At 73.1% G+C, this 21,152-nt stretch carries 18 protein-coding genes; 10 read left to right on the forward strand and 8 right to left on the reverse strand.

The annotated features are described in order from the left end of the window. Positions 1–11: 11 nt before the first annotated feature. The 4 genes from ACIBG6_RS03560 (at position 12) to ACIBG6_RS03575 (ending at position 4,554) form a co-directional block, all read left to right on the forward strand. Positions 12–425 carry an ACT domain-containing protein gene (locus ACIBG6_RS03560; RefSeq protein ID WP_399220822.1) on the forward strand — a complete coding sequence of 138 codons (414 nt, stop codon included), beginning with the start codon at positions 12–14 and terminating at the stop codon, positions 423–425. Between the two features lie 400 nt (positions 426–825). Further along, positions 826–3,615 (forward strand): ATP-binding protein, encoded by a 2,790-nt coding sequence (locus ACIBG6_RS03565; protein ID WP_399221178.1) that lies wholly within the window; start codon positions 826–828, stop codon positions 3,613–3,615. Positions 3,616–3,671: 56 nt separating this feature from the next. Further along, the gene (locus ACIBG6_RS03570; RefSeq protein WP_024757478.1) at positions 3,672–4,172 is read left to right on the forward strand and encodes a hypothetical protein; all 501 of its coding nucleotides are present in this window, start codon (positions 3,672–3,674) and stop codon (positions 4,170–4,172) included. 16 nt (positions 4,173–4,188) lie between these two features. Beyond that, positions 4,189–4,554 carry an RNA-binding S4 domain-containing protein gene (locus ACIBG6_RS03575; RefSeq protein WP_399220823.1) on the forward strand — a complete coding sequence of 122 codons (366 nt, stop codon included), beginning with the start codon at positions 4,189–4,191 and terminating at the stop codon, positions 4,552–4,554. Positions 4,555–4,615: 61 nt separating this feature from the next. On the opposite strand, the gene ACIBG6_RS03580 is transcribed toward ACIBG6_RS03575, so the two are convergent. The 3 genes from ACIBG6_RS03580 to ACIBG6_RS03590 all read right to left on the reverse strand — a co-directional run bounded on the left by ACIBG6_RS03580 (position 4,616) and on the right by ACIBG6_RS03590 (position 10,409). Then, entirely contained in the window at positions 4,616–6,814 is a 2,199-nt protein-coding gene (locus ACIBG6_RS03580) for a germacradienol/geosmin synthase (protein WP_399220824.1), read from the reverse strand. Between the two features lie 159 nt (positions 6,815–6,973). Next, on the reverse strand, positions 6,974–8,908 hold the full coding sequence (locus ACIBG6_RS03585; RefSeq protein ID WP_399220825.1) for an N-acetylmuramoyl-L-alanine amidase: 1,935 nt from the start codon (positions 8,906–8,908) through the stop codon (positions 6,974–6,976). 373 nt (positions 8,909–9,281) lie between these two features. Continuing rightward, positions 9,282–10,409, reverse strand: a complete 1,128-nt coding sequence (locus ACIBG6_RS03590) for an aminoglycoside phosphotransferase family protein (protein WP_384149985.1) — start codon at positions 10,407–10,409, stop codon at positions 9,282–9,284. A gap of 233 nt (positions 10,410–10,642) precedes the next feature. Here ACIBG6_RS03590 and ACIBG6_RS03595 point away from each other — a divergent pair, with 233 nt between their 5' ends. Continuing rightward, entirely contained in the window at positions 10,643–12,136 is a 1,494-nt protein-coding gene (locus ACIBG6_RS03595; protein ID WP_399220826.1) for a hypothetical protein, read from the forward strand. 146 nt (positions 12,137–12,282) lie between these two features. Here the strand turns inward: ACIBG6_RS03595 and ACIBG6_RS03600 are convergent, their stop codons facing one another. Then, positions 12,283–13,788: a PP2C family protein-serine/threonine phosphatase gene (locus ACIBG6_RS03600; RefSeq protein WP_399220827.1), complete on the reverse strand. Its 1,506-nt coding sequence runs from the start codon at positions 13,786–13,788 to the stop codon at positions 12,283–12,285. Between the two features lie 435 nt (positions 13,789–14,223). Here ACIBG6_RS03600 and ACIBG6_RS03605 point away from each other — a divergent pair, with 435 nt between their 5' ends. Together ACIBG6_RS03605 and ACIBG6_RS03610 are read left to right on the forward strand one after the other, a co-directional pair. Continuing rightward, positions 14,224–15,255 carry a hypothetical protein gene (locus ACIBG6_RS03605; RefSeq protein WP_399221179.1) on the forward strand — a complete coding sequence of 344 codons (1,032 nt, stop codon included), beginning with the start codon at positions 14,224–14,226 and terminating at the stop codon, positions 15,253–15,255. Positions 15,256–15,287: 32 nt separating this feature from the next. Continuing rightward, positions 15,288–16,526, forward strand: coding sequence for a pyridoxal-phosphate dependent enzyme (locus tag ACIBG6_RS03610; protein WP_399220828.1), 1,239 nt, complete (start codon positions 15,288–15,290; stop codon positions 16,524–16,526). A gap of 23 nt (positions 16,527–16,549) precedes the next feature. Here the strand turns inward: ACIBG6_RS03610 and ACIBG6_RS03615 are convergent, their stop codons facing one another. Then, positions 16,550–17,221 (reverse strand): NADPH-dependent F420 reductase, encoded by a 672-nt coding sequence (locus tag ACIBG6_RS03615; RefSeq protein WP_399220829.1) that lies wholly within the window; start codon positions 17,219–17,221, stop codon positions 16,550–16,552. 132 nt (positions 17,222–17,353) lie between these two features. Between ACIBG6_RS03615 and ACIBG6_RS03620 the strand changes: the two genes are divergently transcribed. Beyond that, complete coding sequence (locus ACIBG6_RS03620; RefSeq protein ID WP_399220830.1) at positions 17,354–17,935, forward strand: GNAT family N-acetyltransferase; 582 nt, start codon at positions 17,354–17,356, stop codon at positions 17,933–17,935. 56 nt (positions 17,936–17,991) lie between these two features. On the opposite strand, the gene ACIBG6_RS03625 is transcribed toward ACIBG6_RS03620, so the two are convergent. After that, positions 17,992–18,471 carry an anthrone oxygenase family protein gene (locus tag ACIBG6_RS03625; protein ID WP_399220831.1) on the reverse strand — a complete coding sequence of 160 codons (480 nt, stop codon included), beginning with the start codon at positions 18,469–18,471 and terminating at the stop codon, positions 17,992–17,994. A gap of 274 nt (positions 18,472–18,745) precedes the next feature. Next, entirely contained in the window at positions 18,746–19,186 is a 441-nt protein-coding gene (locus tag ACIBG6_RS03630) for a hypothetical protein (RefSeq protein WP_399220832.1), read from the reverse strand. Positions 19,187–19,282: 96 nt separating this feature from the next. Here ACIBG6_RS03630 and ACIBG6_RS03635 point away from each other — a divergent pair, with 96 nt between their 5' ends. Beyond that, positions 19,283–19,798, forward strand: coding sequence for a GNAT family N-acetyltransferase (locus ACIBG6_RS03635; protein WP_399220833.1), 516 nt, complete (start codon positions 19,283–19,285; stop codon positions 19,796–19,798). Here ACIBG6_RS03635 and ACIBG6_RS03640 read toward each other — a convergent pair. Next, positions 19,795–20,379 carry a YdeI family protein gene (locus ACIBG6_RS03640; RefSeq protein WP_399220834.1) on the reverse strand — a complete coding sequence of 195 codons (585 nt, stop codon included), beginning with the start codon at positions 20,377–20,379 and terminating at the stop codon, positions 19,795–19,797. The genes ACIBG6_RS03635 and ACIBG6_RS03640 overlap by 4 nt on opposite strands. Positions 20,380–20,543: 164 nt before the next feature. On the opposite strand from ACIBG6_RS03640, the gene ACIBG6_RS03645 reads away from it, so the two are divergent. Further along, positions 20,544–21,128 (forward strand): DinB family protein, encoded by a 585-nt coding sequence (locus ACIBG6_RS03645; RefSeq protein WP_399220835.1) that lies wholly within the window; start codon positions 20,544–20,546, stop codon positions 21,126–21,128. Positions 21,129–21,152 lie beyond the last annotated feature (24 nt).

The following is a 21,152-nucleotide window of genomic DNA, read 5'->3' on the forward strand; positions in this document are numbered from 1 at the left end:
CGCTGGCTCCCATGAACGCGGAACGTGATCTGACCCGGCTCCTCGCCGGAATGCGGCCGGAACTCGCCCCCGGGCGGTACGTCTTCACCACGGTGGCCGGCCCCGCCGCCCCGGCCGGGGTCGCCCCCGTCGTCACCGTCGCCGAACGGGAGGGCCTCACCCTCGTCGTACGGCAGGAGGAGGCGGACGCCGCAGCCCTCGCCTACGACTACGTCGCGGGGTGGATCACCCTGCGGATCCACTCGGCGCTCGACGCCGTCGGACTGACCGCCGCCGTCGCGGGCGCACTCGCCGACGCGGGCATGAGCTGCAACGTCGTGGCCGGATTCCACCACGACCACCTGTTCGTCGAACACGCCAGGGCGGAGGAGGCGTTGGCCGTCCTGAACGGACTCGCGGAGGGCACGGGAAGTTGGCGCGATTGACGGTCACAGCGGACGCCATCCGGCGTACGCTGGGGCTTTCGCGGGGCCTCCCGCCCGGCACCCCGCACCGTGCGCCGGGCGTGCGCCCCCGGTGTGGGGGTGGAACGTGGTACATGGGAACGGCAGGCCTGCCCGTAAGGGATTCGGCCTCTTCGAACGCGAGGCGGCGCTCACGGCGGCCGAGGAGGCACTCGACCTCCTGACGGGTCTCGCCGAGGAGCTCCCTGCCCGGCCCGACCGCGTGCCCGCACCCCGCGAGCCCCGCGGCCCCCGTCTCGTCGCGGTCCCCGACGGAGGACCGACCCCCGGTCGGCCCGCCCCCGGCCCGGGCGTGGAACCCGCCACCGGTCCGCGACACCTCCCCGCCCCGGCGGACGCGCTCGACGGAGCCTCCACCGACCTGCCGCATGCCACCCGCCGCGGCGGCATCCTCGCCTACGCCGCCCCCGCCGGGCTCGGCAAGACCACCCTCCTCGCCGAGGTCCGCCGCCTCGCCGCCGCCCGCGGCTGCACCGTGCTCTCCGCCCGGGGCGGGGACCAGGAGCAGCGGGTCGCCTTCCACGTCGCCCGGCAGCTCCTCCAGCCCCAACTGGCCCACGCCTCCGACACCGAACTCCGCGAGCGGCTCGGCTCCTGGTACGACATCGTCGGCCCCGCCCTCGGGCTGCGTGCCACCGGCGCCGGCTCCCCGCCCGACCCGCAGGGCCTGCGCGACGGACTCGACTGGGTCCTCACCCACCTCGCCGTCCGGCGCGCCCCGCTCGTCGTCGTCCTCGACGACGCCCACTGGGCCGACCCCGAGTCCCTCGGCTGGCTCGCCGCCTTCGCCCCGCGCGCCGAGGAGCTCCCCATGCTCCTCGTCGTCGCCTACCGACCCGACGAACTCTCCGACGAGGGCGCGGAGTTCACCGGCCACCGCTCCGGACAGCGGCCCCTCGGCCTCGCCCCGCTCACCACCGAGGCCATAGCGCAGCTCGTCCGCGACCGCGTCGGTGCCCACGCCGACGACACCTTCTGCCGCGAGTGCTGGACCGTCACCTCCGGCAACCCCTTCGAGGCCGTCGAACTCGCCGCCAAGGTCCGCGACCACGGTCTCGAACCCACCGCTGGCGGCGCCCACGAACTCCGCGACCTCGCCGCCGCCCTCAAGGGCAGCGGCCTCGTCACCCGGCTCGAACGCCTCGGCCCCGCCACCGTCCGCCTCGCCTGGGCCTGCGCCGTCCTCGGCACCGAGATCTCCCCGCAGCTCGCCGGGGCCGTCGCGGGACTCGGCGAGGAGGCCGTCGCCGACTCCGCCGCGCGCCTGCGCGAGGCCCGGGTGCTCGCCGAGTCCGACGGCCCGGACGAGCCCCTCGAATTCGTCCACCCCCTGATCGCGGGCACCGTCTACCGCTCCATCCCCGCCGCCACCCGCGTCGCCCTCCACGGCCAGGCCGCCTGGTGCGTCGTCGACGCCGGCCTCGGCTCCACCGCCGCCGCCCGCCACCTCCTGGAGACCCACCCCGAGGGCGACTCCTGGGCCGTCGGCCACCTGCGCGCCGCCGCCCGCGAGAACCTCCGCGCCGGCGCCCCCGACGCCGCCCGCCGCTTCCTCGCCCGCGCCCTGCGCGAGCCCCCCACCGCCGACGACCGGGCCGCCGTCCTCTTCGAGCTCGGCTGCTCCTCCCTCCTCACCGAACCCGCCACCACCGTCAACCACCTGCGCGCCGCCCTCGAGGAACCGATCGCCGACCCGGCCCTCCGGCACGGCATCGTCTACCGCCTCTCCCAGGTCCTCGCCCACAGCGACCGGCTCGTGGAGGCCTCCGAACTCCTCGGCCGCGAGGCCCGGCAGACCACCGACGCCCGCAGCCGCCTCCGCATGCAGGCCGAGAAGTTCATGTGGGACGCCTTCCGCGCCGACGAACCCGAGTCGCCGGCCCGCTCCCGCCGCCTCACCGCCCTCGCCGACCGGCTCACCGGCCGCGACCTCACCGAGCGGTACGTCATCGGCCTGCGCGCCTGGGACGCCACCCTGCGCGCCGAACCCTCCTCCATCGCCGTGGGGCACGCCGAGCGCGCCCTCGAAGGCGGCCTCAGCTGGGCCGACGAGAGCCGCGGCTTCGAGGTCCCGGTCCTCACCGCCCTCACCTTCCTCTACGCCGACCGCCCCGGCCGCGCCGAGGAGCTGTTCGCCGACGGCACCGCCGAGTTCGAGCGCCAGGGCTGGCGCGGGGCACACCTCTCGTTCGCGTACACCCTGCTCGGCTACATCCGCTACCGCCGCGGCCGCCTCGTCGAGGCCGAGGACTTCGTCCGCGCCGGACTGCGCCTCGCCGAGCGCGTCGGACCCCGCACCCCCGCCCAGTGGTACGCGGTCGGCGTCACCATCGAGGTCCTGCTCGCCCGGGGCCGGGTCGAGGAGGCCGACCGCATCGCCCGCGACCACGACTTCGGCGAGCCCTTCCCGGCCGCCGTCACCTTCCCCGACTCCCAGACCGTCCACGCCGAGCTGCTCCTCGCCCGCGGCCGCACCGACGAGGCCGCCGCCGAGCTGGCCGCCGTCGGCCGCCGCCTCGACCCGCGCGGCATGCGCAACCCCGCCTGGTGCCCCTGGATGCTCCACCTCGCCGTCGCCGAGGCGGTCACGACCCCCGCACGGGCCCGGAGAACCGCCCAGGAGGCCGTCGCCCGCGCCCGGCAGTACGGGGCACCCTCCGCGATCGGCTCGGCGCTCCGGGTGCTCGCCGAGGTCTCCGCGCCCGCCGACCGGGTGAAGCTCCTGGAGGAGTCCGTCGACTGGCTCGACCAGTCGCCCGCCGCGTACGAGCTGGCCCGCTCCCTCGTCGCCCTCGGCACCGCCCTGCGCCGCACGGAACGCGCGGGCGAGGCCGCCGAGCACCTCTACCGGGGCCTGGAGGCCGCCCAGGACTGCGGCGCCGACGGCCTGGTCGACGAGGCCCGGGCCGAGCTCGCGGCGGCAGGACTGCGCCCCCGCGCCCTCCACCCGGCCGGCACGGACACGCTCACCGCCCGTGAGCGCCAGGCCGCCGAGCTCACCGTCCGCGACCGGGACGCGGCCCTCCACCTCGGCGTCGACGCCGCCACCGTCAGCAGGCTGCTTTCGGCCGTCTACCGGAAACTGGGCACCGACCGGACCGGCCTCGACCAGGCCCTGCGGAACACGGGCCGCCCCGGTGAGCAGGCCTGACCGGAGCGGGGCGCCCGGCGCGCGGCATCGCGCGCCGGGGCACGTACCATGGCCGTATGTCCTTCCTCCGCCGCCGCAGCGCCGCCACTCCCGCGGGCCCGGACTTCGATGTCCTGGCCATGGATCCGGGCGACTGGCCCGGCAATCTCGGCGCCGGTCTGCTGCCCGCCCCCGACGGCTCCTGCCAGGGCGTGTTCCTCCGGTACGACCTGTTCGGCGGCCGCGGCCCCGCGATGATCATCGGTAATCTCCCCGAGGGCTCCCCGGCGCGCGAGCTCGCCGACGGGCAGATCCCCTTCGAGGTCGCCCAGCTCCTCGCGGCCCTGGAGAACGACGAGCCGGTCGAGGTGCTCGACACCGAGGACGTCCCCGTGATGCAGGGCGACAATCTCCTCATCGTCCGCCGCCTCAAGCTCTCCGAAAGCCGCATCTCCTGCGTCCAGTTCGACCGCAGCGACAACGTCCTCGTGACGATCGCCAGTTGGGACCGGCCGATCACCGACGACCTCTACGCGCTGCTCAAGCCCCTGCCCGCCGAGCTGTTCCAGCAGGGCTGACGGGGAGCGGGGGCCGATGAGCGCGCGCGTCGACGCCTGGATCTGGGCGGTCCGCCTCACCAAGACCCGGGCCCAGGCCGCCGCGGCCTGCCGGGCCGGGCACGTGAAGGTCAACGGGGACCGGGCCAAGCCGGCGCAGTCCGTGAAGCCCGGCGACGAGGTCCGACTCTTCCACGGCGGCCGTGAACGGATCGTCGTGGTCAAGGAGTTGCACATCAAGCGGGTCGGGCCGCCCGTCGCCGTCGAGGCGTACGTGGACAACAGCCCGCCCCCGCCGCCCCGCGAGCACGTGGCCGTCGCCGCGGTGCGCGACCGGGGCGCGGGCCGCCCCACCAAGCGCGAGCGCCGCGAGATCGACGACCTGCGCGGCCGCCGCGCCTGACGTACACCCGTTCCCCACGAGGGCCGTCCCCGGAGCATCCCGGAGACGGCCCTCGTCCGTGTCAGCGCGGAGCGGAGCCGATCAGCGCGGCGACCCGCGCGGCCGAGGTGCCGAGGCCCGTCGGGCCACGCCCCACCAGCGGGGTGCCGCTGCCCAAATGGACGTCCTCCGCGCCGTAACGCCGCACGCTCTGGTGCCAGTTGAGGATGCCCGCGAGCCAGTCCTCCAGCTCCCGTAGATACGCCTCGAAGGCCGCCCTGCCCTCCCGGTCGAGTGCGAAGTCCTCGTACAGCAGCGGGACTTCGTTCTTCTTCAGGTGCTCGTACTGACGCAGCCGCCCCCGCATCAGGTCGTCGACCATCGCCACCCCCGTCGGGTAGTCGCAGTCGAAGAACTTCTGCAGGACGAGCACGCCGTTGTGCACCTCGCCCTCGACCTCGATCTCCTTCTGGTACGAGAACAGGTCGTTGATGAGCGTCGCGTAGTCGGCGACGGAGTTCTCCAGCGCGCGGACCGTACCCGTACGGTAGATCTCCGCCGGCAGGGCCTCCGTGTGCCGCAGCCGGCACAGCAGCATCGTCAGCTCGGAGCCGAAGGTGGTCCGGCGCATCTCGATGTAGTCGACGGGATCGGGCACACGGTGCTGGGCCTGGTTGTGCAGCTCCCAGAGCCAGCTGTCCAGCATCGCCTCCAGCGCCACCCTGAGCTGCGCCCGCGCCTCGGGCCCCATCGGGCCGGCCGTGCGCGCCCAGAGGTCGGCGAGGGAGACCTCCAGGGGGTGTGAGGCGAGCGCCGCTCCGGACGCCGGGTCCTCCAGCGGCATGAAGGACTTGAGCCCGTCCGTGAACCGCTTCGCGCCGCCGAGGTCACGCGGCCGCCCGAAGACGAGCGGGTAGTAGTCGTCGCCGTACGTCCCCCAGGTCAGCCACTCCGCGCTGAGCTCCAGCTCCTCCAGGGTGGCGTCCGGGTCGAGCCCCGCCGAGCAGAGCGCGAAGTCGAAGCCCTCCAGCATCGGCCGGTCCCAGATGTCGTTCAGGAAGCCCATGCGCTCGGCCCAGTCCACCGAGAGGCGCAGTGCCTCCTGATGGTGAGGGCTGAGGGTGAGCGGGTACGGCAGGTCGAACTCCGGGAGCAGCGAGGGCCCCACGTGCTGGTGTGGCGTGTGGGTGAGCGCGCGCAGCCGGGACGCGGCCGGACGCCCGAAGAGCGTGCGGATGTCGAGGGCGGAGGTGCCGAGCACCCCGTCGAAACCGGAGGGGCCGCCCACCATGCCCTCGTTCATGTACCGGCTGGAGCGCATGTGCCACTCGTGCCCGCCGGACTGCCAGTCCTGGAGCCCCTTCGCGTACGCCGCCACGGCCGCGCACTCCACCGGGCTCAGGCCCTTCTCCGCGGCGAGCACCGGCACTTCGGTCAGGGCCGTGTTCTCGAACTGCTGGAGCCGGGAGGTCAGCAGGTCGTTGACGGCGTTCGCCGCCTCCTGCGTCGTGCAGCCGAGGAACTTCTCCAGGACCAGCACGCCGTTGCTGTTCTCGCCCTCGTCCTCCACCTCGCGCTGGTACGAGAAGAGGTCGTTGCGCAGGTGCACGGCGTCCGAGAAGGCGTCCCTGAGGACGCGCAGCGGCCGCGAGTGCGCCACCCGATCGGGGACCTCGGCGCCCGCCGCGTACTCGACGAGACCGGCCGACCAGGGCGCGCCACCCACCTTGCGGCGCATCTCGATGTACTCGACGGGGTTGGCGATCCGCCCCTCGTTGATGTTGTCGAGCTCCCAGAGCGACTCGTAGAGCAGGTGCTCGGTCGCCTCGGCGAACCGCACCCGCCAGGCGTCCGACATCGACGGGATCGTGCGCCGCCAGAGGTCCGCGAGGCCCGCCTCGACGGGATTGGTCGGCTCGGGCATCCCCGTCGCGGGGTCCGCCGGCATGAACAGCGGCAGCCGGTCCAGATAGGCCTTGCTGCCCGCCCGGTCCTGGGTGCGCTTGAAGACCTCCAGGAAGTGGTCGTCGAAGAAGAAGACCCACGTGTACCAGTCCGTGACGAGGTCGAGGGCCTCCGCGTCGCAGTCGGGATGGGTGTACGAGCAGAGCAGCGCGTAGTCGTGGGACTGGAGGTCGTGCTCCTCCCAGACGCCCGAGCCCTCCAGCATCCCCATCTCCCGCGCCCAGTCACGGGTGTGCGTGCGGGCCGTCTCCACATGGGGATTGAGCCGCGCCGGATACGGAACATAGAAATCCGGCATAACGAAGGGCTGAGGCATTTCCTGAAGGGCCTTCCGGTGAGCAAGTGCTGTGACCGGCCCAGCCTTACCCGTCGCCCGGATGGCACACGCGATCTCCCGAATAGTCGTATGAACGCCGACGGGGTGGTGCCGAAGCGTTTCCCCGGCACCACCCCACGCCTTTCGGCCACACCTCTGTCAGCTCTGCGAAACCCGCACGTCAGAGGCCTTCACAAAGGCCACGCGATGGCCGAACTGGATCTCGTAATACTCCTCCTGACCCCGGACCACCGTGTGCCCGCTGCTGTCGAACACCGGCGCGAAGTAGTACTCGCCCGGTGTGCGGTCACCCACCACGTACCGCTGACCCGCGAGCAGCTTGTACGGGAGCGGCGACACCGCCTGCACCGGAACCCCCGCCGGGTACGCCGAGGCCTCCGGATACGCCCGCCCGTAGACCGGCACCTCCGCGAGCCCCTCCCGGGGGGTCAGGACGAGCCCCCGCGCGTTCACCGCCGTCGGCTCCCTGCGCGGGTTGTGGAACCACGCCTGCTGCCCCAGGTACCAGATCGCCGTCCACTCGCCCCGGCGCTCCGCCACCGCGAAGCTCTGCCCCGTCGAGGCGCGCGCCCCGGTGTCGTTGACCCCGGTGGTCGAGTCCTGCCCACCCGGCCGCAGCCCGATGTCCTTCACCAGGGGCGCGTCGGCGCTCGGCGCGGTGTGCAGGCGCACCGCCCCGCTCCCGTGCGGCGCACACACCTCGCCCGCCTTCACGCAGCCCGTGTAGACCGGCTGATGGGCGCTGTAGTCGGGCCGGATCGTCACCACTCCGGCGTTCGGACCGGCGCTCGGCGTGATCGGCCGGCCCAGCAGCCGGAAGTAGTGCGCCCAGTCCCAGTACGGTCCGGGGTCCGTGTGCATGCCCCGGATCGTCGAGGTCACCGTCCCCGGCACGGTGTCGTGCCCCAGGATGTGCTGCCGGTCCAGCGGGATGTCGTAGCGCTGGGCGAGATAGCGCACGAGCCGCGCCGACGTCCGGTACATCGCCTCCGTGTACCAGGAGTCCGGCGAGGTGAGGAAGCCCTCGTGCTCCAGACCCACCGACTTGGCGTTCACGAACCAGTTGCCCGCGTGCCAGCCGACGTCCTTGAGCGGCAGGTGCTGCGCGATGTGCCCGTCGGAGGAGCGCAGCGAGTACTGCCACGACACGTACGTCGGGTCCTGCACCAGCTTCAGCGTGACGTCCCAGACCGCCTCGGTGTCATGGATGACGATGTAGTCGATCGTCTGGGACGAGGGCCGGTCCGCCTTGTCGTGGTTCCCGTAGTCGCCGTCGCCGAACTCCTCGTACGGTGCGGGGATCCACTCGCAGGCGACCGAGCGCGGGCACTCCACCGGACCGGCGGCGGGCCGGCGCAGCCCGAGCGCGTCGACCTGCTCCGTGGCGGGCGCCACCGTCGGGACGGCCGGCAGCGTCACCCGCTGGCCGCTGTCCGTCGTGCGGGACTCCCCGGTCCTGATCACGTCGAACACGTCGTTCGCGTAGGTCGCCGCCGTCGCCGAGTCGTCGGCGCCCGAGTAGCGCGCCACCGCCCCGTACCAGTCGGCGGGCTCGGCGCTCGCCGGCAGCCCGGCCTCCCGCTGCGCCGCGGCGAGCAGCGCCGCCCCGCCCTCGATGTTCGCGGCCGTGGAGCCGCGCAGCTCCTCGGCCGGGATTCCGGAGAGCGCGGACGCCCGCTCCAGCGTCCGCAGCCGGCCGGGCAGCGCCTCGGGCGCGGGGACGGGAGCCTCCGACGCCGTCCGGGCCGCACGCGAGGAGTCGCCGCGGGCGTCCTCCTCGCCGTCGGAGTGGTGCGGGACGGTGGACCCGGCGAGCGCCGTCACCGCGTCCGTCAGGTGCATCGGCCCGTAGCCGCCGGTCACGCTCGGCGCACCGCCGTGGGCGTCCCAGCGGGACTGCAGATACGAGACGCCGAGCAGGACGCTCTCGGGCACGCCGTGGCGCGCGGCCGCCCGCGCGAACTGCCCTTGGAGCGTGCCCGCGTCGGGCACGTCGGCGACGGCGGACGGAGCCGCGGACAGCAGGGGGAACAGCAGGGCGGCGGACGCGACGGCGCCCGCCACCCTCGGCACGCGGCGAGACCGCGGCGGGGGCGACACACGTCTGTCGGACGCGGAACGGAGCAAGGCAGCCTCCAGGGGCGGGGGTGACACGGGGGCGTGCGGGACCGAACCCGTACAGGGGTATCGGCTCCCGGACGATCCGTCAATCACGCCTGCGCACACGGAAGTTCCCACGTCAGGGCGGGAATGGAGGCCGTTCGGCGGAGTTTCGCGGAGACGGGTCCCGGGCCTGGGACGCGTCAGTGGAGTGGACCAATGGGGACGCCGCCCGCGCGGCCCGCGCGGCGGACAAGACAGCGCGCCGTGTCCCGGTGTGTCGGCACCGGGCGCACGGCGCGCCACCCTAGGGCCCTGTCGTCAAAGTCCCGCCTGGGCCGCGCCTTCAGCGCGTCCCGACCGCCGCGCGCACGGCCCGGCGTGCCATGGCGCAGTCGTCGTGCAGCCGCCTCAGCAGCAGCCGCTGTTCCTCGCCCGCGGAGAGTGCGCCGGAGGGCACCGGGACGGTCCCGGCCGGCGGAGCCTCCTTGATGGTGCGCTGCACCGCCGTCTCGTAGGTACGGATCTCCCGCGTCAGCACGATCATCAGGTTCACCAGGAAGGCGTCCCGGGAGGCCGGGCCCGCCTGCTGGGCGAGCTGACTGATCTGGCGCCGGGCCAGCGGTGCGTCACCGAGCACCGCCCACAGCGTCGCCAGGTCGTAGCCGGGCAGGTACCAGCCCGCGTGCTCCCAGTCGACGAGGACGGGACCGGCGGGGGAGAGCAGGATGTTGGAGAGCAGGGCGTCACCGTGGCAGAACTGGCCCATGCCCTGTCGTCCGCCCGCGTGCGCCAGACCGTGCAGCAGCTTCTGCAGGTCGTCCCGGTCCCGGTCGGTGAAGAGACCGAGCTCGTGGTAGCGCGCGATCCGCGTCCCGTAGTCCAGCGGGGCGTCGAAGGTCCCGGCCGGCGGCCGCCAGGCGTTGAGCCGGGCGATCGCTCCGAGCGCGGCCCGCACGTCGGCGCGGGGCGGGGCCTCGACGGGGTGGCGCGAGAGCGCCGCCGCCCGTCCGGGCATCCGCTCGATCACCAGCGTGCAGTTCTCCGGGTCCGCGGCGATGAGCCGGGGCGCCCGCACCGGCGGGCGGTGACGGACGAAGGACCGGTAGGACGCTATTTCGTGCCGGAACCGCTCGACCCACGCGGGGGAGTGGTCCAGTAAACACTTCGCGACCGCCGTGGTCCGTCCGGTCGTCCCGACGATCAGGACGGAGCGGCCGCTGCGTCGCAGCACCTGGACCGGGTTGAACTCCGGGCAGATGCGGTGGACCGAGGCGATCGCCATCTTCAGCTGCGCCCCCTGCGGGCCGGACAGGTCGATTCTCCCGCTCACCGGCTGCGTGCCGGTGCCGCCCGTCCAGCGCCGGGGCCGTACGGCCTGGGGCGCGGGGGCGAGGTACGGCCCGGCACCGGCCGGGACGATGCGGTGCTGCGGCCGGGGCGGGGCGGACACGGAGGACGATGCTGTGTACATGGAGGTGACAGATCCCTTCGTGGTCCGACGAGTTGCGTGCGTCGCCCCGCCCGCCCCCGGTCCGCACCCTGGGGAATGAGGGCCGGTCGGCGGGGCGGGGTGGCGCGTTCCTACCTGACACCCGGGCGCGGGTGGCGGAACATCGGGCGCACCCTGGCGAACCCTGGCGAATAGTCGCCAGCCCTATGACAGGGGGTTACTGTCAACTCAGCCGAGAACCTGGGGGCTTAGACGTGACCGGACATACCAACACCCGCCTGGCAGACCTGTTCGGCCTGGCCGGCTGGTCCAAGGGCGAACTCGCGAGACTCGTCAACCGGCAGGCGGCGGCCATGGGCCACCCCCAGCTGGCGACCGACACCTCGCGGGTGCGGCGGTGGATCGACCGGGGCGAGACCCCGCGCGATCCCGTCCCCCGGGTGCTGGCAGCACTGTTCACCGAGCGACTCGGCCGTGTCGTGACCATCGAGGACCTCGGGTTCGAACGACACGGGCGCGCCGGAAAGCGGCAGGCCGTCAGGCACGACGACAACCCTGACAACCTGCCCTGGCCACCCGATCGTACGGCTGCGGTCCTCACCGAATTCACGGGAATGGACCTCATGCTCAACCGACGCGGCCTGGTGGGCGCGGGTGCCGCGCTTGCCGCCGGCTCCGCACTCAGCAGCAGCATGTACGACTGGCTGCAGACCGACCCCGCACGCAAGGCCACCGCCCAGCGCGCCACCGATCCCCTCCACGCCGACCCCGCCGGGTTCGACCGCTACGAGGCCGCCCCCGTCGGGTCGGAGGAGATCGAGGCGCTGGAGTACTCGGTGAATGTGTTCCGCGCGTGGGACGCCTCCCGCGGGGGCGGTCTCCAGCGCAAGGCCGTCGTGGGCCAGCTCAACGAGGTGGGCGGCATGCTCGCCTACCGCCACGCCGACCACCTCCAGCGACGCCTCTGGGGCGTCGCGGCCAACCTCGCCGTCCTGGCGGGCTGGATGTCCCATGACGTGGGCCTCGAACCCACCGCGCAGAAGTACTTCGTCATCGCCGCCCACGCGGCCCGAGAGGGCGGCGACCGTCCCCGGGCCGGCGAGGCCCTGTCCAGGGCCGCCCGCCAGATGGTGCACCTGGGCCGGCCCGACGACGCCCTCGACCTGATGAAGCTGGCCAAGGCCGGCGGGGGCGAGGAGATGCTGCCCCGGACGCAGGCCATGCTGCACACCATCGAGGCCTGGGCACAGGCATCGATGGGGCGCGGCCAGGCCATGAAGCGGACGCTGGGCGAGGCCGAGGAGCTGTTCGTCTCCGACCGGGCGGACGTGGAACCGCCCAGCTGGATGCAGAACTTCGACGAGGCCGACATGCACGGCATGCAGGCCCTCGCCTACCGGACCCTCGCCGATCACGACGCCTCCGCGGCGGTCCCCGCTCAGCGGCACGCCAGGCTCGCCCTGGAGCTGCGCAGCCACGGGCACAACCGCTCCAAGCTCTTCGACTTCATCTCGATGGCCTCGGCCTGCTTCATCGCCGACGACCCGGAGCAGGCCGACCGGTACGCCCGGCTCGCCCTCGTCTCCATGGGGGAGACCTCTTCCCACCGGACGTGGCACCGGCTGCGGGAGATGTACCGGCTCACCGGGCAGTACGCGGGCCACTCGCAGATCGGGGTCCTGCGCGAGGAGATCGAGCTGGCCCTCCCCAAGTCGCCGGTCAACCGACCGAGAACCGGTGAGGCCTGAGCCCCTCGCGGGGCAGCGGGCCATGCGAGGGGCCTCTGAGCCAGTCTCGTGGGGTCAGGCTGCGGCAGGGCCGATCGAGACCGGACGCGCCGACGCCCCGAAACCCTTCCAGGGTTCCGGGACTTCCTCGGCGATCCGTGTCTCCGTCAGCTGCCGACCCGCACCACCATCACGCAGGCGTCGTCCTCGCGCGGTGCCTCGCCGAACTCCTCGACCACGGCACGCACGCATTCCAGCGCGTCCCGTGCCGCGGTGAGCCGGGGGCCGAGGGCGAGCAGCCGCCGTGTGCCCGTGTCGTCGTGTACGCCGCTGCCGCGGGTCAGTCCGTCCGTGTGCAGCACCAGCAGGTCGCCGGGGAACAGCCGGGTCTCGGTCTCGCCGTACCGGCCGCCGGACGTCGCCCCGAGCAGCACACCCTCGGGCCGCCGGAGGGCGTGCCCCGTCCCGTCGCGGAAGAGCAGCGGGGCGGGGTGGCCGGCCTGCGCCCAGGTGAGGGTCTGGGCGACCGGGTCGTAGCGGCAGCACATCGCACTGCCGAGCGCGGGCTGTACGGAGGTCTCCAGGAGCTGGTTGAGGTGTCCCATCAGGGCGCCTGGGCGGATCCCGGCGACGGCCATGCCGCGCAGCGCGCCGAGGAGCATGGCCATGGAGGAGGTCGCGGCGACCCCGTGACCGGTGAGATCGCCGACGGTCAGCAGTGCGTCGCCGTCGGGCAGGGCCAGCGCGTCGTACCAGTCGCCGCCGATGAGACCGGTGCTGGCGGCCGGCAGGTAGTGGGCCGCCACGTCGAGCGGGGCGGGACCGTCGTGGGCGAAGCGGAGCGAGCCGCGCCACGGCGGGAGCACGGCTTCCTGGAGCTCGACCGCGACGCGTCGCTCGGTGCGCTCGATCTGGCGGCTGCGCTCCAGGCTGTCCCGGCTCTCGCGGACCGCCCGCTGGCTGCGCCGCAGCTCGCTGACGTCTCGTAGAACGGCCCACATGGAGGCGGTGCAGCCGTCGGCGTCGAGGACGGGCTCACCCGTCATGTGCACGGTCCGCACGCGGCCGTCCGTCCGGACGATCCGGAACTCGCCGTCGATCGGCTTGCCGTCGATGAGGCAGTCCGTCACCAGCCCCTGGAGGACGGACTGGTCCTCGGCGAAGACCATGGAGGGCAACTCGTCCAGCGACATCGGGCCGCTCTCGCGCGGGCGGCCGAAGATCTGGAACAGCTCCTCGGACCAACTCACCTCGTCGGTAAGGAGGTTCCACTCGGCGCTGCCGACGCGGGAGAGCAGCGAACCGGTGCGCGCCGGGGCGGCCTCGCCGTAGGCGGTGCCGGGGTCGGCCTCCGAGGCGAGGACGGCGTCCGGGACGGAGTCCGGGGCGGAATCGTGCTCGGCGTCGGTCCCGCATTCGGTCCCCGGTGCGATCCCCTCCGGGACGCCGACGCGGAGCTGACCCAAGTGGGCGCCCAAGTCGTCGAGTTGGTGGACGGCGAGGTCGCACAGAGCACGCTGCCACCGCTGCTGGGGGTCGTCGTCGTTCGTCACGGCGTCCCGGCGGACGGCGTCCACCTCGCCGCGCAGGCGACGAGTCTGCGAGATCAGCGCGTCCACAGCGCCCGGCTCCGGCGGCTGGGCGGGACGGTCCGCGAACAGATGGGACGGCATGTCGTACTCCGATACAGGCGCGGCGCGGCCAGGTGGGAAAGGGAGGCCCGCACACGACTGTTGCACAGCCCGCGACACCTCGTAAGGGATTTGGCAACACTCGATCCGGTGGTGCATCTGACATATGCCAACGGCCCGACGATTATCGGACAGGCCGCGACGCGTTACGGTGCGGGGGTGGTGATCGACGACGGAAACGGCACGGTGGGCACGTACTCGGCAGGTACGCCGGTGCGGGAAACGAGCGCGCGTGCGAGCACGCGGGCCGACGCGCAGCCCCGCGCGTATCCGGGTGCGGACATACATGCGGACGGGGGCGCGGGCAGGGGCGCGGACGCGCGCGAGGGCGCGCCGGGCACGCCGGGCGCGCCAGGCGCGGCGGCGGTGGGCACCGCGGTGCTGCTCGCGGCCGCGCCCGCCGGCCGCGGCCGCGCCATGGACGCCGCGTCCGTGCTGCCGGTCCTCGCCGCCGTGCCGCCCGCCGTCCTCACCGGCACCGCCACCGCGTCCGTCGTCGAGCTCGCCGATCCGCTGGACCCCCAGACCGTCCTCACGCGTCTGCGCGCGGCGGCGGCGAGCCCCGGCCCCCTCGTCGTCTTCCTCGCGGGCCAACTCCACCTCGACAAGCGGCAGTACCTGCCCCATCTCGCCCTGGCCCGCACCACCACGGCGACCCTGCGCTACACGGCCCTGCCCTGGCACTGGCTCACGGGCGAACTCGGCGGCCGGCCCGCAGGCACCACGACCGTCGTCGCCGACCTCGCGGCGGACCCCGACGTCTGGCAGCGCCTCACCGCCGCACCGGAGTTGCTGAACCTGGGGCCCGGAGCGCACCTGTACGGACGGGTGACCCCCGCCCCGCGCAGGGGCGAGCCCACGACCCCCGAATACCTCAGGGCCTGGGCGGAACTCTGGCGCGCCGGCGCCCGTCTGCCGGTCCCCGCGATGCACGCCGAAGCCTCCGTACGGGCGGCGGCCCGAGCGACCGCGCCGGAGGCGTTCCACCTGGCCCCCGCGCCGGTCGTCGTGCCGGCACCCGCCGCCCCGGTGCCGGTCGTCGCCCAGGACCCGCATCCCGCGATCCTCGCCGCCGCCATGGCCGGCCGGCACGGCGAGGCCGCCGGCCTGGCGGCCGCCTGGGAGAGCGAGGCCCTGCGCCACCACGGCCCCCGGTCCGCCGAGGCCGTGCACTGGACGGAGGTACGGGCCGACCTCGCCCGCCTCGCCGGCGAACCGGCCCGCAGCTGCGAACTGTGGCTGGCCGCAGCCGAGTCCAGGCTCGCCCTGCGGCAGCGGGCGGACGACCCCGACGTCGAGGCGGCCGTCGACCGGGCCCACCACCAGTGGGAACAGATCGGCGACCGTGCGAGGGCGGGCACCCTCGGCCCCGCCCTCGTCGCCCTGCGGGAGCGGGTCCCAGGCCGCCGCCCGGGCGCACTCGCCGCCCTCAGGCGCCGCATGGCCTGACCCGGCCAGCCGCGCCAGCCGAGCCCCTGCCCATGAAAGGCCACCGCGTGACCCCGTCCCTCACGGACCGACGCTCGCTCGCCACCGCCCAGCGCTCGCTCGCCGACCCCTCCGTACGCCACCCCCTCTGGCCGCCGCTCACCGCGGGCTGCCCGGTCACCTCCACGGACGAGGTCGCGTACCCCCTCGACATCGACTACGCCTACGACGAGGTTCCCGACGACCTGTTCACACGTCCGGCGGCCCACGGTCTCGACCGGTGGGCGCCGCTGCTCCCGCCGCTCGCCGCGCCCGGCCTCGGCGAGGGCAACACCCCGATGGTCGCGCTCCCCGACGGCGTCTGGGTCAAGGACGAGTCCCGCAACCCCACTTGGAGCCACAAGGACCGACTCAACCGGGTGGCCGTCAGCGCGGCCGTCGCCTCGGGCGCGCGCGGCATCGTCGTCTCCTCCTCCGGCAACCACGGCGCGGCGGCCGCCGCCTACGCGGCCCGCGCCGGACTGCCCTGCGCCGTCTTCACCTCCCCGTACGCGCCGCCCGCCATGGCCTCCCACCTGCGCGCCTACGGAGCGACGGTCCTCACCGTCCCGTACGAGACGGTCCGCCCCCTGATGCGCCGGATCGTCGACGAACTCGGCTTCCAGGCCGTCAGCAGCGTCACGGACACCGCGCACACCGGTCACCCCTTCGGGCCCGAGGGCTACAAGACCCTCGCGTACGAGATCGCCCTCGACCTGGGGAGGGCTCCGGCCGCCGTCCACCTCCCCACGGGATACGGGGAGTTGCTTTTCGGTGTGGCCAAGGGATTCCAGGAACTCGCCCGGCTCGGCGTGACCGGCTCCGTCCCCCGGATGTACGCGACCGAACCCGCCGCGGCCGGTGCGCTCACCGAGGCCCTCCGTACCGGTCGGCCCGCGGCCCGGGTCCCAGTCGGGCCCACCCTCGCGTACGCCATCGACTGCGAGATCAACAGTTACCGAGGCGTCGTCGCCGTCCGGACGACCGGGGGAGCGGCACGCACGGTGACGGACAATCAGATGGTGGCGGCCCGAGCCGAGTTGGCGGCTCAAGGGCTGTGGTGCGAGACCTCGGCGGCGGCCGGCCTCGCCGGACTGCGGGCCCACGGGCCGTGCGAGACCGACGGCCCGGTGGTGTGCGTGGTCACGTCCAGCGGCTACAAGGACGTGGCCGCGGCGGGGGAGACGTACGAGCCGATGGCCCCGGACTGGCGTGCGATCAAATCCGCCCTGACGGCTGCCAGGACGGATTGACCTACCGGAAGCGGCGCGGGGCGTCAGGCAGCCCCGGTGTTCGCCCCGTCCGTCGCGGGCGGCACGAACCGGATGTTGAACCTGAAGTCGCCCGTCGCCAGGGCGATCCCCACGAAGAGCAGGGCGAAGTGCTCCTGGCCCCGCGCGGTGACGATGCCGCCGAGGTCGAGCAGCGAATCGGCGGGCCAGCCCAGATCGGCCAGGAGGCCGCCCACGACGCGCTTGGCCTCGGCGTCCTCGCCGGAGAGGAAGACGGTGCTCGGGCCCACCAGGGAGTCCGGTGAGACCATCACCTCGCGGTCGATGGTGCAGAGGCTCTTCACCACGCGGGTGTCCGGGAACGCCCGCTGGATCTCCTCGCCGAGGCTGACGACCTGGTGCGAGAGCGACTCGTCCTCCAGGAAGCCGACCGCGACGTCGAGAAGGACCTTCCCGGCGAGCGCCGGGGCCCCGATCGATTCGAGCAGAGCCACGGAGGCCGTGCCCGGGGTCGCGTTCACGATGACCTCCGCGTGCGCGGCGGTCCCGGCGGGGTCGTCGACCCGTAACCCCGCCTGGAGAAGTTCCTTGACCCCCGTCAGAAGCTCTTCGTCGCCGGGTCGCCGCGACCCGAGGACGACGTCATGACCCGCCCGCAACCACGCTGCGGCGACGGCCCGTCCTACATTGCCTGTACCGAGAATTCCGATTCGCATGCGGATCATCCTGGCGCGCGGACAGCCGCCCCCGCCTCGGCCGCGGGACCGTACCCGCGTCGGCCTCTCGCCCTAGGGCCTGGACACAAATCGAATGGCCGAGCGTGTGAGGGGGCGTCAGAATCACCGCCCATGGAACACATCTCGCTGACGACCCAGCGCCTGCTGTTACGCCCGCATGATCCGAGCGACGAGGACACGGTCTTCGCCGCTTGCCAAGACGCCGACATTCAGCGGTGGACGGACTTGCCCGCACCGTACGAGCGTCGGCACGCGGCCTTCTACCTGCGCGAAGTCGTGCCGCAGGGCCGGCGCGACGGAACGATGTACCACTTCGCGGTGGAGGACCGGGAAAGCGGCGTGATGGTGGCGTCCGTCAATGTGCACCGTCACGCCGACACCTGGGGAATCGGGTACTGGACCGTGGCGGAGCACCGAGGCCGCGGCTATGCGACGGAGGCGGTGCTCGCCCTGGCCAGGTGGTCCTTCACCGAACGAGGGGTCCAGCGCCTGGAGTGGCGAGCGGAGGCGGGGAACACGCCCTCCTGGGCCGTGGCGGAGAAGGTCGGCTTCGTCAGGGAAGGCACCCTGCGCGCGGCCCAGACCAGCAGGAACAGCCTGCGGGACACCTGGGTCGGGGCTCTCCTGCCCGCCGACCTCGGTCTGCCCTTCGCTCTTCCCTACTGCCCCGCAGGACGCGATCTTCCCGGGTGACGCGCTCCACGCAGGCCGGTGCCGCCAAGGATCGGGGCCGAGCCACACACCAGGCCTCAGGCCCGGTTCTGGACCGCCGGCGCCGGCTGCCACAGGCAGAGGACGATCAGCAGGACGAACGCGGTGAGCGCCGTGAGCGTGCGCAGGTTGTTGAACAGCTCCCAGCGCCGCAGGATCTCCGCGTGATCGGCGGGGGCCGCGGTGAGCGCCCACTCCTTGATGCGGCCGTTGATCGGCACGTTGCCGAGTCGCGTGATCAGGAAGGACGCGAGCGTCAGCAGGGCCGCCGTACCCGCGATCAGCCGCGCGCGGCCGCGTGTGAGGAGGGCGAGGGCCAGGGAGCTCAGCGTCGACACCGCCATGGCCGCCTGCATGGTGATGCCGTTCATCTTCATCAGCTCGGCGTGGAACGAGAGCCGCATGTCGAGCGGTACGGCGTTGAAGGTCGGGACCAGGTTGGCCGCGCCGTAACCGAACGCGCCCGTGAGGAGGCCGGTGGCGAACAGGGCGAGTCCCTGGATGACGCGGATGTTCATGGTCGCCGGCTCCCGTTGCTGAGGCTGTGGGCCGGGGCGCGTCGACGTCCCGGCGTAGAGGCGTCCGGGCCTCTGGGCGTGCAGACGTACAAGCGTCTGGACGTCTGTACGACGGTGAAAGCTATCGCGTGGCTCGCTTCGGCCGCGGACCGAGGTGGTCGTGCCATGCCCGGCGGCCGGCGGGCGTCACGGTCAGAGCGCGGGTCGTGCCGAGCGCCCGCAGCGGTGAGCTGGGCACCAGCCGCGTCTTCATGACCGAAGAGATCCCGTGAGATCAGGTGAGAGCCGGGTCGGTGAGGTCGAGGCGCAGTTCGTTTCCCCAGTCGTTGGTGAAGACGGCCGTCGCTCCCTCGTAGCGCACGCCCACGAAGGGATTCGACTCGTACATGAAGGCCACCCAGCGCAAGGAGCCGTCGGCGTCCAGGCGGGCGAGGTGGCCGGTGTTGCCCATGCCGCCGCCACCTCCGCACATCCGGCCCGATCCGTCCGGCAGCGGGACTTCGAAGAAGTGGTCCACCTCGGCGGTGCCGTCCTCCTCGACCGCCTGGAGCACGTCGATCGGATCGCCCAGGCGGAAGGGGATCGGTTGCCGGGCGCCCGGGTGGTACGCCCCCGGGCCGTCCACGTGCACCTCCCTGCCGGTGTCGTCCGGGCGGTACAGCCCGTCGCGGTACGGCATCTCCCCGGCCGCCCACAGTCGTACGACAGTCCCCATGCCCCCACCCTCCACACCCTTGATCCGGTGATCCGACGACGGAAACGCGCGGACCACCCGCGTCGTTCCCGTGCGCGGCCTGAGAGGATCGGAACCATGCCCGCCTCTCCGACCCCGGCCGCCGTCACGGCGCCCCCCGTGCCCCTCGCCACCGACCGGCTGCTGCTCCGGGCCGTTCGCCGCGGTGACGTCGCGGCTGTGTCCCGCCTGTGGACCGACCCTGAGGTGCGGCGCCATCTCGGCGGCCCCGTCACCGAGCCCGTCATCCGTATCCGGCAGCGGCGCATCGTCGGGGCGCCCGGTTGCCATGCCGTGATCCGGGTCGAGGACGACGTCCTGCTGGGGCTCGTCACCGTGGAGCCGGGCGCGCGGAGCGGGGAGACGGAGGTGTCGTACCAGTTCCTGCCCGAGCACTGGGGGAGGGGCTACGCCCGGGAGGCCGTCGGCGCGGTCGTCGCGCGGGTCCTGGAAGGCACGCCGAGCGTAGTCGCGGTCACGCAGGAGGCCAACGACCGGTCGCGCCGCCTTCTGGAGGCCGTCGGCCTGGAGCACGCCGAGTCCTTCGTGGAATGGGACGCCCGCCAGGTCCTGTACCGGAGGGTCACCCCCTAAGGCTTCCCGCCCGCCGCGAGCGCCGTGATCGCCCGCTCCAGACGGGCCGCCCTCGTCTTCGCCGTACGCGCCTGCCACAGGCTCAGGATCACCAGGTAGCGGTCCGTCTTCCCGAGGGCCTCGAAGGCCGCCGCCGCCCGCGGGTCCGCCGCCAGCGCGCCCGCCAGGTCGTCCGGGACGGTCGCGTCCTTCTGGGAGGGGTACGCGGCCTCCCACCGCCCGTCCTCCTGCGCCGCCCGCACCTCCGCGAGGCCCGGCTCGCGCATCCGGCCGGCGGCGGTGAGCGCCTCGACCTGGCGGACGTTGACCTGGGACCAGAGACTGCGCTTCCGGCGCGGGGTGATCTTCTGCAGGTACGTGCGCTCGTCGCGCGTGATGCGCTTGCCGGTGATCCAGCCGTACACGAGCGTGCCGTCGAGGATCTCGTCCGCCGTCGGCGAGGGGAGGTCCGTGCCCTTCTTGGCGAGCAGCAGCCAGATGCCCGGGGTGTCCCCGTGGTGCTTTTCCAGCCAGGCCTCCAGCTCCTTCCCGCCGCCGAACGCGATGACCGCGAGCCCCTCGACCGTTTCGACCGTCTCCACCGGTAAACCCTTCCCCCGTACCGCCGACGCCGCCGGCGAGTCCGCCGACGGTCCTTCGTGAACAAGATATTTGACCGAGGCCGGAAGAGGTCGGCTCCGTCAGTCGTTGCGGACCACGTACGGGATCTTGAGACCACGAGCAGCCCATGGCAGGCTCATGCCGCATGATCGACGAATTCGCGAAGGACAACCTGCACGGGAGACTGCGGCGGGACCGCGAGGCGCTGCTCTGGAAACTCGACGGCTTGTCCGAATACGACGCCCGCCGACCTTTGACAGCGACCGGGACCAACCTCCTCGGCCTGGTCAAACACCTGGCCACCGTCGAGGCCAGGTACTTCGGCGAGGTCTTCGACCGCCCTTCCCCGGAACCGCTGCCCCGGTGGCAGGACTCCGACGGCAGCGACCTGTGGGCGACCGAGGACGAGACCCGTGATCAGATCATCGGGTTCTACCGGCGCACATGGGAACACTCGGACGTGACGATCAACGAGCTTCCCCTCGACGCTCCCGGCCACGTGCCGTGGTGGCCGGAGCCTCATACCCACACGAACCTGTTCGCCATCATCGTCCATGTCCTCGGCGAGTCCATCCGGCATGCCGGGCACGCCGATATCCTGCGCGAGGGCGTCGACGGCCGGACCGGGTTGCGTGCCGAACACGAGAAGCAGATCGACGAGGAAGCCCGTGCGGCCTATTGCGCGAAGATCGAGCGGGCCGCCAGGTCGGCCGCACCGATCAAGGCTTAGAAGTTGTCTCACGTGACGTGATGT

The organism is Streptomyces sp. NPDC050842, from assembly GCF_044456565.1.
Lineage (GTDB): Bacteria > Actinomycetota > Actinomycetes > Streptomycetales > Streptomycetaceae > Streptomyces.